General features: G+C 70.1%; 6 protein-coding genes and 2 pseudogenes. All 8 read right to left on the bottom strand.

The annotated features are described in order from the left end of the window. Window positions 1-39 precede the first annotated feature (39 nt). The 8 genes and pseudogenes from whiA to rsgA all read right to left on the bottom strand — a co-directional run bounded on the left by whiA (window position 40) and on the right by rsgA (window position 12,114). Window positions 40-1,020, bottom strand: a complete 981-nt coding sequence (gene whiA / locus ACIA1L_RS06435) for a DNA-binding protein WhiA (protein ID WP_378964685.1) — start codon at window positions 1,018-1,020, stop codon at window positions 40-42. 90 nt (window positions 1,021-1,110) lie between these two features. Then, on the bottom strand, window positions 1,111-2,307 hold the full coding sequence (locus ACIA1L_RS06430; RefSeq protein ID WP_396071780.1) for a 2-phospho-L-lactate transferase CofD family protein: 1,197 nt from the start codon (window positions 2,305-2,307) through the stop codon (window positions 1,111-1,113). Window positions 2,308-2,384: 77 nt separating this feature from the next. Beyond that, complete coding sequence (rapZ, locus tag ACIA1L_RS06425) at window positions 2,385-3,281, bottom strand: RNase adapter RapZ (protein WP_396071779.1); 897 nt, start codon at window positions 3,279-3,281, stop codon at window positions 2,385-2,387. Between the two features lie 438 nt (window positions 3,282-3,719). Beyond that, window positions 3,720-6,000 (bottom strand): annotated as a pseudogene (gene uvrC, locus ACIA1L_RS06420) (excinuclease ABC subunit UvrC); the annotation flags it as partial. Between the two features lie 513 nt (window positions 6,001-6,513). Next, entirely contained in the window at window positions 6,514-7,044 is a 531-nt protein-coding gene (locus ACIA1L_RS06415; protein ID WP_396071463.1) for a Rieske (2Fe-2S) protein, read from the bottom strand. Window positions 7,045-7,435: 391 nt separating this feature from the next. Beyond that, on the bottom strand, window positions 7,436-7,609 hold the full coding sequence (locus ACIA1L_RS06410; RefSeq protein WP_396071462.1) for a hypothetical protein: 174 nt from the start codon (window positions 7,607-7,609) through the stop codon (window positions 7,436-7,438). Window positions 7,610-7,938: 329 nt separating this feature from the next. Next, a pseudogene (uvrA, locus tag ACIA1L_RS06405) lies at window positions 7,939-10,881 on the bottom strand (excinuclease ABC subunit UvrA); the annotation flags it as partial. 192 nt (window positions 10,882-11,073) lie between these two features. Then, complete coding sequence (gene rsgA / locus ACIA1L_RS06400) at window positions 11,074-12,114, bottom strand: ribosome small subunit-dependent GTPase A (protein ID WP_396071461.1); 1,041 nt, start codon at window positions 12,112-12,114, stop codon at window positions 11,074-11,076. Between the last annotated feature and the right edge of the window lie 115 nt (window positions 12,115-12,229).

Here is a 12,229-nt window from a genome sequence, read left to right as displayed (position 1 = left end):
CCTTCCGGGCTGAAGCGTCCGGCCGGACCCCCACCTCAGTCAGCAGGCCATCATTTCCGGGGTGACGGCGGCTTCGGTGTCGGGGATGCCCAGGTCGCGGGCGCGCTTGTCGGCGAGGGCGAGCAGACGCCTTATACGGCCGGCGATCGCGTCCTTGGTCAGCGGCGGGTCGGCGAGCGCGCCCAGCTCTTCCAGGCTGGCCTGCCGGTGTTCGAGGCGCAGCCGCCCCGCGGAGGTCAGGTGGTTCGGGGCCTCATCGGCGAGGATCTCCAGCGCCCGGGTCACGCGGGCCGCCGCTGCCACGGCCGCACGAGCGGAGCGGCGCAGGTTGGCGTCGTCGAAGTTCGCGAGTCGGTTGGCCGTCGCGCGGACCTCCCGGCGTACCCGTCGCTCCTCCCAGGCGAGCACGCTCGCGTGCGCGCCGATCCGGGTGAGCAGCGCGGCGATCGCGTCCCCGTCTTTGATCACCACCCGGTCGACACCGCGCACCTCCCGTTCCTTGGCGGTGATGCCGATGCGGCGAGCAGCGCCGCGCAGGGCCAGGGCGGCCTCCGGACCCGGGCAGGTGATCTCCAGAGCGCTGGACCGGCCCGGCTCGGTCAGCGAGCCGTGCGCCATGAACGCGCCCCGCCACGCGGCGACCGCGCAGCACACGTTGGCCGAGACCACGTGCGGCGGAAGGCCGCGCACCGGACGGCCGCGGACATCAAGCAGGCCGGTCTGCCGGGCCAGCGCCTCGCCGTCCTTGACGATCCGGACGATGTAGTGGCTGCCCTTGCGCAGGCCACCAGAGGCCAGGACGTGCACCTCGCTCGGGTAGCCGTACACATCGGCGATCTCCCGACGCAGCCGGCGCGCGACGGCGCCGGTGTCCAGCTCGGCCTCGACCACCACCCGGCCGGACACGATGTGCAGGCCACCGGCGAAGCGGAGCAGCGAGGCCATCTCCGCGCGGCGGCAGCACGGCTTGGGTACGTCGACCCGGCTCAGCTCGTCCTTGACCGCTGCCGTCATCGCCATCTCGAAGTCACCTCATGCTGTTTCTTGCGGTCGTCTTACGCGGTCTGTGTCGTACCTGTCCCGGTCTGCCCGGATCGCCGTGCCAGCTGCTTAACGATCGGGGCCGAGGAGCGGCACCAACGCTGTACCCAACGACTCAGGATCATGCTTGGGACTGCCGTCCGCAACGGCGAGCTGCGCCAGCACCAGCCGGGCGCCCAGCGCCTCAGCCGCCTGGTGCACCGGATCCGGCTCCCCCACGAACTTCTCGTCGGCCAGCACCACATCGAGCCGCAGCTCCGGCAGATACCAGCTCAGCGTCGCCAGATGGTCGGCGACGGACAGCCCCAGCGTCTCGTTGTCGGCGGCCAGGTTCATCGTGACCAGCCGCCGCGCGCCACTGCCCACAATCGCGGCGGCCAGCTCGGGAACCAGCAGGTGCGGCAGCACGCTGGTGTACCAGCTCCCCGGCCCGAAAATCAGCCAGTCAGCCTCCCGGATCGCCTCCACCGCCGCCGGACACGCCGGCGGCGACGACGGCACGATCCGCAGCGCCTCCACATGCCCGGACGCGACGGCGACGGCGTGCTGCCCGCGCAGGGTCACGACATCCCCCGGTCGGGCCGGATCGCCGTCGCGCACATCGGCCTCGATCCCGACCGCGTGGCAGGCCATCGGCAGCACCCGCCCCTGCGCCCCGACCATGCGGCCCGCATGCGCCAACGCGTCCACCGGGTCGTCCATCAGCTCCAGCAGCCCGAGCAGCAGCAGATTCCCCACGGCATGCCCGGCGAGCGGATCGTGCTTCCCCCCGACCGACGCGATCCGCCGGTCAACATTGCCCCAGCCGGCCTTCCCGCCGTCAGCGCCCGCCGGCCCGGCCTCGCCTTGCTGCTCGGTGTCTTCCGACCGTCCGGCAGCTCCGGACCGCACGGTCCTGCCTGGCTGCCAGGCTTCGCCGGGTGCTGGGCGTTCCCCTGGCTCCTGCCGCCGGTCGGGGTTGCCGACAGGCGCGAACCGGTGCTGCATGAGCCGCACCGTCGTCTGGTGAGCCGGGTCGCTGTCGGCCAGCGCCGCGAGCGCCATCCGCAGGTCCCCCGGCGGCAGCTGGGCGTCCCGCTCAGCCCGCAGGCGCCCGCTCGACCCTCCGTTGTCCCCCACAGTGACCACCGCGGTGATCTCCAACTCGAGCCGCGGCGAGCAGTGCCGCAACGCCCGCAGCGAGGCGGCCAATCCGTGCCCGCCGCCGAACGCCACCACTTTGACCGGCCGCGCAGCACCTTCGACCGGCCGCGCAGCCCCGGGCACGGCGTCGGCTGCGGGTTGTGCCGGGTCGCCGTGGGGTGGCCGGTCCGCGGCGGAAGACGAACCGGCCTGGTCCGTACTCACTCACGCCCCAGGTCGCGGTGGGACGGGTGAGCGGACAGCCGCATGTCCCGCAGCCGGGTCGTGAGCTCCTCGGTGATAGCCACACTGCGGTGCTTGCCGCCGGTGCAGCCCACCGCCACCGTCAGGTAGCGCTTGCCTTCCCGCTCGAACCCGGGCGCGGTCGCCGCGATCAGCCCCGCATAGGTGCCCACGAAGTCGTTCGCCCCCTCCTGGCCGAGGACGTACGAGCTGACGCCCTCCTCGAGGCCGGTGTGGTCCCGCAGCTCCGGCACCCAGAACGGGTTGGGCAGGAACCGGGCGTCCAGCACGTAGTCGGCGTCCGGCGGCAGCCCGTACTTGAAGCCGAACGACAGCACCGTGATCCGCAGCCGGCGAGCGTCCTCACCGCCGAACAGCTCCTCGACCCGCCGCCGCAGCTGGTTCACGTTGAGGTGGCTGGTGTCAATGATCACGTCCGAGTGCTCGCGCGCCTCCTCGAGCAGCTTGCGCTCGGCGGCGATCCCGTCGGCGAGCCGGCCGTCACCCTGCAGGGGGTGCGAGCGGCGTACCGACTCGAAGCGACGAATCAGCACCTCGTCGTCGGCGTCGACGAACACCACACGCGGCGAGAAGCCCCGCTCCTTGAGGGCACGGACGGCGCCCGCGAGATCCGTGGAGAAGGCCCGGCTGCGTACGTCCAGCACCATCGCCGTACGCCGCGCCGCACCACCCGCCTCAAACGCAAGCTGAGCCATGTCCAGCATCAGCGCCTGCGGCAGGTTGTCCACCACGTAGAAGCCGACGTTCTCCAGCGCGCGGGCCACCGTGCTGCGGCCGCCACCGGAAACCCCGGTCACGACGACCAGATCGGTGCCGGCCTCGTCGGGGGATGGTTCCGAAGCGAACTCCGGCATCGACTCGGTCACGCACTCCTCCTGCACCCCGCTGCGGCCCCACCGTCCGGGTGGACACTGCATCCTAGGCCGACAGACCCAGGTCGGGCCGCCGGACATCATGTCCGCTACCCGATCCGGGCGTCTCCACGAACCACCGGCCGCCCGATTTCATCCCCCAGCGGCCCAGCTGACCGACCCTGAACCACCTGCGCTGCCGCTATTCCTCAACCACCTGCGCTGCCGCTATTCCTCAACCACCTGCGCTGCCGCTATTACCGCCCTCCGCGCCGTCGCTGGCGCCGGCTGCGCTGTCCTCCGCGGGACGCGGCAGTGGGCGGGCCACCCGGGACCTGTTCGCCCCCGCTTTGGTCCGGGCCACGCCGCCTGCGACCCACGACCCGTCCTCGGCGGCCGCATGGGCCGCCCCAGACCCGTCGGGTCCAGCCGTCGGAGCGTCGAGCGCTGCCAGGATTGCTTCGGCGGTGCGCCGGCCGATCCCAGGAACCTCGGCGATCTCCTCCGGACTGGCCTGGGACAACCGCTTCAGCGAGCCAAAATGGCGCAGCAAGGCTTTCCGGCGGGTCTCCCCCAGGCCCGGAACACTGTCCAACGCCGACGCTGTCATCCGCTTCGAGCGCCGCTGGCGATGGAACGTGATCGCGAACCGGTGCGCCTCGTCGCGGATGCGTTGCAGGAGGTAGAGGGCCTCGGACGTGCGGGGCAGGATGACCGGAAAGTCGTCGCCGGGCAGCCACACCTCCTCGAGACGTTTCGCCAGCCCGCACAGGGCCACGTCGGTGATGCCAAGGTCGGACAGCACCGCCGCGACGGCATTGACCTGCGGCTGGCCGCCATCGACCACCACAAGCTGCGGCGGGTACGCGAACCGGCGTGGCTTACCGGTGAGTGGATCCACACCCGGCAACTCACCACTGACCGCCAATCCAGCGTCGACCACCACAGAGCCAGCCGCCCCAGAACCGCCCGCCCCCGGAGCACTCGCCTCAGAATCGCCCGCCCCCGAGCCACTCGCTCCAGAACCGGTCGCCCCGGAGCCACTCGCTCCAGAGCCGGCCTCCCACGTGCTACTCGCTCCAGAACCGGTCGCCCCGGAGCCACTCGCTCCAGAGCCGGCCTCCCACGTGCTACTCGCCCTAGCGCCGGCCTCCGACGTGCTACTCGCCCTAGCGCCGGCCTCCCACGTGCTACTCGCCCTAGAGCCGGCTTCCTCGGGACCGGTCACCCCGGAGCCACTCGCCCTCGGCCCGGTCGCGCCGACGTCCGGACCGCTTTCAAGAGCGGGTGCGGCGCCGGCTTCGTCTGCTGTGGACCGGGCGCGGTAGCGGGCGAACCTGCGACGCATGACCTCGCTCATCGCGGCCAGGTCGTCGGTGCCGCTTCCGTCCGGGTTGCCGCGCACGGCGAAGCGCCGGTATTCGCTCTTGCGGGCGAGACCGTCCTCGAAGACGACCATGCTCGCCACGACGTCGGTGCCCTGGATCTGGGAGACGTCGAAACATTCGATGCGCAGCGGCGCCGTGTCCATGCCCAGAGCTTCGGCGATCTCGTCGAGTGCCTTGCTGCGCGTGGTCAGGTCGCCCGCGCGGCGCAGTTTGTGGCGGGCCAGGGATTCGCCGGCGTTGCGGGCGACAGTTTCGAGCAAAGTACGTTTGTCGCCGCGCTGCGGGACACGCAGGGTCACGCGACTGCCACGATGCTCCGACAGCCAGTTTTCCAATGCGGGAGCGTCGGGTGGCAGCTCCGGCACCAGCAGCTCTCGGGGAACGTCACTTTCGCCGTGCTCGTCGCCGTACACCTGGCTGCAGAAGTGGTGCACGAGGTCGCCGGTGGTGAGGTCCTCGACCTTTTCCACCACCCAGCCGCGCTGGCCGCGGACGCGGCCGTCGCGGACGTGGAAGACCTGGACCGCGGCTTCGAGGGGGTCTTCGGCGAAGGCGACGACGTCGGCGTCGGTGCCGTCACCGAGCACGACGGTCTGCTTCTCCATCGCCTTGCGCAGGGCGGCGATGTCGTCGCGCAGCCGGGCGGCTTTCTCGAATTCGAGCTGCTCGGAGGCGTCGAGCATGTCGCGTTCGAGGCGTTTCACGAAGGCGTCGGTGCGCCCGGCCATGAAGTCGCAGAAGTCGTCGACGATGGCCCGATGCTCCTCGGCCGAGACGGAGCCGACGCACGGTGCGGAGCATTTGCCGATGTAGCCGAGCAGGCACGGGCGGCCGATCTGCCCGGCCCGTTTGAAGACGCCGGCCGAACAGGTCCGGGCCGGGAAAACCCGCAGCAACAGATCCAGGGTTTCCCGGATCGCCCAGGCATGACTGTACGGTCCGAAGTACCGCACGCCTTTACGTTTGGCCCCCCGCATGACCTGCAGCCGCGGAAACTCCTCGTTGAGTGTGACGGCAAGGAACGGGTACGACTTGTCGTCGCGGTACTTGACGTTGAACCGCGGGTCGAACTCCTTGATCCAGGAGAATTCGAGCTGCAGCGCCTCGACCTCACTGCTGACGGTGACCCAGTCCACGGAGTTCGCGGTGGTGACCATCTGCTGGGTGCGCGCGTGCAGGGTCCAGGTGTCGGCAAAGTAGGAATTCAGCCGGCTGCGCAGGCTCTTGGCCTTGCCGACGTAGATGACGCGGCCGGTCGGGTCGCGGAAGCGGTAGACACCAGGAGCGTCCGGAATGGTCCCGGGCGCCGGCCGGTAGCTGGACGGGTCAGGCACGCCTCAACACTAGTGCGGACCCCTGACATGATTACTCGACCGAAGGCCCGCTGCCGCCGCCACGGCGCCGGGCCTTCGGCCGAAATCCGCTGCTCGCGCAGCCCCCCGGCTGCCCGATTTCACCAGCTTCGAACCCGGCACGGCACTACCGACCGACCCGGCGCTACTAGCCCTCGGCACTGCTAACCGGCACCGCACTGCTAACCGGCTGGGATCGAGCCGTAGAACGTCCGACCCGAAACTGGTGCGCCCAGGAAAGGGTGGACCCGGGGAACGGTCGGGGCCGAGGTAGGCCAAGCACGGCTAACGGGCAGACCCAACGAACGGGCGCGCCGTGGAGCGGACAAAACCCGCAAACGGGCGCGCCCTGGAGCGGGCAAAACCCGCAAACGGGCGCGCCGTGGAGCGGGCGAGCCCGTCATTCGGACTTGCTGGGGGGCCGGCCGTGTCGGCAGGATACGGCCGCCGCGTCCCGTGGCCGCGGCGGTCGCTAACGGACCGGCCCCCACGACTTTAAGCAGCGACGATGTTGTCGCCGTCCACCTCGACCTTCGTCTCGGCGAGAGCCTTGCGGGCCGGACCGCCGGTAGGCTGACCGTCCGTCATGGAGAACGTGCTGTTGTGGCACTTGCAAGTGATCTGACCGCCGCCCACTTCGGTCACCGGGCAGCCCTGGTGCGTGCAGATCTTGCTGAACGCCTTGAAGGTGCCCTTCTCCGGCTGGGTGATCACGTAGTCGCCCTTGATGACGCCGCCGCCCTCGGGCACGTCGGCGACCGCGACCAGCGTCTTGCCGCCGGAGCCGCCGTTGGTGCTGCCGCCGCCCGCGTCCGCGCTCTTGCTGCCTGCGGGGAGGGGGTTGTTGCTGAAGTCGCCGCCATCGGCGCCGACGTTGCCGCTGCCGGTGTCCGTGCCGCAGGCGGCGAGGAAGCAACCGGCACCGAGCGCGCCAGCACCCGTGAGGACGACCCGGCGCGTGGTCGACTTGCTCTGGCCGGCGCCCGTGTTCGTGGTCTCGGTGTCGGCCCTCTGCACGTCAGTCATCTTCGCTGAACCCTTCCCCAGAACCCCTGGAACCGCGCGCTTGCGTCACGCGGTGTTGCCTGTATGTACGCGCGGCCCGTCGCTGTGGTTCATGGGCCGCCGGAGAAATTATCCGCGCGGAAGCCCCAAATTCGGGAGTCTTCGCCCAGTACAACGCGCCGGTCGGTCCGCATTCCCGGCGTCGGAGGGGGCGTGTGCAGGAACGGCCGTCATTGCTGTGAGTTATCTGTGACTTTCAAGTATCCAGATCGTGATCCGAGCCCGAGGTGGTTCCGCGTCTTCCGCCCACACCTACGTCCGGCAGCTGCCGGTAAGACCCGAATCACCGCTGGTGCGGCCAGCGCCAAGCCCCAGCCAATCGAGGTAGGCCACGCGCGAGGGCGTAGGAGCGCTACTCCTTGAAGCCTGGATCCGACCGCGCGGCAGCCGAGCTCGGACGGATCGTCAGCCCGCCCGCCACCACGAATGCCAAGGAACCACCCACCTCGGCCCCGAACTCGCCGCCGAGCAGTTCTTCGACGGCCCGGTCCTGCTCGGCCGCGCCGGACTCATCCTCGGTCCACACCTCTGCCCAGGAGCCGGACGAGGCGGACAGAACCTGCGGACTAGCGGACCGCCCGCCGCCATGAGGCGAACTCCCAGGGCCTCGTGCCGCTGGGATAGCCGCCCAGAACCGCGCGCAGCCAGCAAGCAAACCACCCGAGCCGCGCGCCGCCACGAAGCGGTCTGCCCCATGTCGCGCGCGGCTAGGAAGCGATTTACCCCGGGGTCCTTGCGCGGCTACGTAGCCGACTTGGCCGGCGTGGCACGCGGCTTGGCGGCGGCCTTAGTCGCGGCAGCCTTAGTCGCGCCCGTCCTGGTGGCGGCTGCCTTACTCGCGGTTGCCTTGGTTGCGGTCGCCTTGGCTGGGGTGGCCTTGGTCGCGGCGCCCGTTTTGACGCCGTTGGCCTTGGCAGCCCGTGCGACGGCGGCAGCGGCACCGGCCGGGTCGCCTTCGAGGCCGAGCATAGGGCGCAGGAAGTGGCCGGTGTGGCTGCCGGGCACGTCGGCGATCTCTTCGGGGGTGCCGGTGGCGAGCACCAGGCCGCCCTTGTTGCCGCCCTCCGGTCCCATGTCGATGAGCCAGTCGGCGGTCTTGATGACGTCGAGGTTGTGCTCGATGGTGATCACCGTGTTGCCCTTGTCGACCAGGCCGTTGAGGACAAGGAGCAGCTTGCGGATGTCCTCGAAGTGCAGGCCGGTGGTCGGCTCGTCGAGCACGTACACGGTGCGGCCGGTGGAACGCTTTTGCAGCTCGGAGGCGAGCTTGACGCGCTGCGCCTCGCCGCCGGACAGGGTGGGGGCGGGCTGGCCCAGGCGGACGTAGCCGAGGCCGACGTCGACCAGGGTGCGCAGGTGGCGGTGGATCGCCGGGATGGCCTGGAAGAACTCCGCGGCTTCCTCGATCGGCATCTCCAGCACTTCGGAGATCGTCTTGCCCTTGTAGTGGACTTCCAGCGTCTCGCGGTTGTAGCGCGCGCCCTTGCAAACTTCGCAGGGGACGTACACATCGGGGAGGAAGTTCATCTCGATCTTGATCGTGCCGTCGCCGGAGCAGTTTTCGCAGCGGCCGCCCTTGACGTTGAACGAGAACCGGCCGGGACCGTAGCCGCGGACCTTGGCCTCGGTGGTCTCGGCGAACAATTTGCGGACGTTGTCGAAGACGCCGGTGTAGGTCGCCGGGTTGGAGCGCGGGGTACGCCCGATGGGTGACTGGTCGACGCCGACGACCTTGTCGACGTGTTCGAGGCCGGTGATCCGGGTGTGCCGGCCGGGAACCATCCGCGCACCGTTGATCTGGTTGGCCAGCACGGTGTAGAGGATGTCGTTGACCAGCGTGGACTTGCCGGAGCCGCTGACTCCGGTCACAGCGATGAACTGCCCGAGCGGGAAGCCCACGGTCAGGTTGCGCAGGTTGTGCTCGCGGGCGCCCTGCACGACCAGCTCGCGGCCCGCGTCCTGCGGGCGGCGGGTCGCCGGGAGCGGGATCGACTTGCGTCCCGACAGGTACGCCCCGGTGGGTGACTTCTTGTTCGCCAGCAGGCCCTTCACCGAACCGCTGTGCACGATCTGCCCGCCGTGCTCGCCGGCGCCGGGGCCGATGTCGACGATCCAGTCGGCGGTGCGGATGGTGTCTTCGTCGTGTTCGACCACGATCAGGGTGTTGCCGAGGTTGCGCAGCCGGACCAGCGTCTCGATCAGCCGGTGGTTGTCGCGTTGGTGCAGGCCGATGGACGGCTCGTCGAGGACGTAGAGCACGCCGACCAGGCCGGAACCGATCTGGGTGGCGAGCCGGATGCGCTGCGCCTCACCACCGGACAGCGTGCCGGCGCCGCGGTCCAACGACAAGTAGTCCAGGCCGACGTCGAGGAGGAAGCGGAGCCGGGCGTTGATCTCCTTGAGCACCCGCTCGGCGATCAGCTTCTGCCGGTCGTCGAGCTCGATGGCGGCCAGCAGGTCGGCGCACTCGCCCACGGACAGGTTGCAGACCTCGGCGATGCTCTTGCCGGCGATCGTCACCGCCAGCACCTCGGGCTTGAGCCGCGCGCCGCCGCAGGCCGGGCACGGAATGTCGCGCATGTAGCCTTCGTACTTGTCGCGCGACCAGTCGCTTTCGGTGTCGTTGTGCCGGCGCTCGATCCACTGCACCACGCCTTCGAAGCCGGTGAAGTAGGAGCGCTCGCGGCCGTACTTGTTGCGGTAACGAACGTGGACCTGGTCTTCGGAGCCGTAGAGGATGGTCTTCTGTGCGCGGCTGGGCAGGGCACGCCACGGCGTGTCGAGGTTGAAGCCCTCGGCCTTGGCCAGCGCCTCGAGCAGGCGTAGGAAGTATTCGAGGGTGGTGCCGCCGGACCAGGGTTGGATGGCGCCTTCCCGCAGGCTGCGCTCCTCGTCCGGGACGATCAGCTCCGGGTCGACCTCTTTCTTGGTGCCCAGGCCGGTGCATTCCGGACACGCGCCATAGGGCGCGTTGAAGGAGAAGACCCGCGGCTCCAGGTCCTCGATGGCGAGCGGGTGCTCGTTGGGGCAGGCCAGGTGCTCGGAGAAGCGGCGTTCCCGGGCCGGGTCGTCCTCCGGCAGGTCGACGAAGTCGAGCAGCACGATGCCGCCGGACAGCGCGAGGGTGGCCTCCACCGAGTCGGTCAGCCGCTGCTTGCTGCTGGCCTTCACGCTGAGCCGGTCGACCACCACTTCGATGGTGTGCTTTTCCTGCTTTTTCAGCTTGGGCGGCTCGGCGAGCGGGTGCACCACGCCGTCGACCCGGGCCCGCGCGTAGCCCTTGGACTGCAGCTCGGCAAACAGGTCGACGTATTCGCCCTTGCGGCCGCGCACGACCGGCGCGAGCACCATGAACCGGGTGCCTTCTTCCATCGCCAGCACTCGGTCGACGATCTGCTGCGGGCTCTGCCGACTGATCCGCTCGCCGCAGACCGGGCAGTGCGGGACACCGGTGCGCGCGAAGAGCAACCGCAGGTAGTCGTAGACCTCGGTGATCGTGCCGACCGTCGAACGCGGGTTGCGCGAGGTCGACTTCTGGTCGATCGAGACGGCCGGGGACAGGCCTTCGATGAAGTCGACGTCGGGCTTGTCCATCTGGCCGAGGAACTGCCGCGCGTACGACGACAGCGACTCCACGTAACGCCGCTGCCCCTCGGCGAAGATCGTGTCGAAGGCGAGGCTGGACTTGCCCGAGCCGCTGAGGCCGGTGAACACGATCATCGCGTCGCGGGGCAGGTCGAGGTTGACGTCGCGCAGGTTGTGCTCCCGCGCGCCGCGGATGATCAGTCGGTCGGCCACAGCCAGCCACTCCGTTTGCGTCAGATCGAGGTTTACGTCAGTTCGATAGGCGCCGCCACCCTAACCGCGGGGTACGACATTTTCGGGGACCGCAGAGGTACAGCACCTCGTCACGACCCCGAATTCCCATCACCCGCCCGGGTGAACCCCTCTCGAACATCCCACATCGGCGCGCAGGTGGTGGCCGGTCCGTCAGCGCCGCGGCCGCCGTCGCCCCGGTCCGGCCGTCCCGGCGAGCCGTTCCGCCCGGCGGCCGCTCTCCACGGCAACCTCGCGGTGCAGCTTGCGCCAGCTCTCCAACCGGCGCGGCGCCAGGGTGCCGTCCGCGAGCGCGGCCTCGACCGCGCACCCCGGCTCGCCCTGGTGACGACAATCACCGAAGCGACATCGGCCGGCCAATTCTGCGACGTCCGCGAACGCCCGGTCCAGACCCGCCGCCGTTTCGAGCAAACCCACCCCGCGGATGCCTGGCGTGTCGATCACCGCGCCGCCGCCGGGAAGCACGACCAGATTTCGGTACGCGGTCGTGTGCCGGCCCTTGCCGTCCGCCCGTCGAATCTCCTGCACGCCCATGACGTCGGCGCCCGCAAGCGCGTTGACCAGCGTTGATTTGCCCGCCCCGGATTTCCCCAGCAGCGCCAAGGTCAGACCCGGCGTGACCAGCTCCCGCAGTTCAGCCAGGCCCGCGCCGGTACGGACGCTCAGCGCGATCACCCGTACCCCCGGGGCCAGCTCACTGAGCTGGCGCGCGACCGCCTCCGGTTGCCCTGAGGTGTCGCTCTTGGAGAGGACGATCACCGGCGTCGCGCCGGACTCCCAGGCGAGGGCCAGCAGCCGCTCGATCCGGGCGTCGTCGGGTGCGGGGTGCATCGGCTCCACCACCGCGACGGCGTTCATGTTGGCGGCCAGGACTTGCCCGGTGGAGTCCTTGTCCGCGGTACGCCGAATCAGCGCGGTACGCCGTGGCAGTACCAGCTCGAGGGTGAGCCGGCGGTCGGGCCAGCGCCGCAGCACCACCCAGTCGCCGGCGCAGGGCAGGCCGGCCGGGTCGGCGGCGGCACCGAGCAGCAGGCTGCCGGAGAGACTCGCGCGGTGTACGCCGTCCGCGGCGAGCACCGTGCAGACGCCGCGGTCGGCGCGCAGCACCCGGGCGGGCGCGGCGTCGGCGCGGTCGAACGGACGATAGGCGGACGCGAGCGTCGCGTCCCAGCCCAGAGCGGGCAGGTCAGACATGGAAGAACCCTTTGTGATGGGGGGAGCGGGCGCCGACGGGTGTCAGGCGCGAACTCCCGGGTGAAGCAGGGACACACGACCGAAGAACACGAATCCCACCTCCTCCGCGGGTCTG

The sequence above is a fragment of the Actinoplanes sp. NPDC051859 genome (assembly GCF_044452725.1).
Classification (GTDB): domain Bacteria; phylum Actinomycetota; class Actinomycetes; order Mycobacteriales; family Micromonosporaceae; genus Actinoplanes.
Note: the sequence above shows the minus strand (reverse complement) of the source record. Positions and strands in the feature narration are given on the sequence as shown.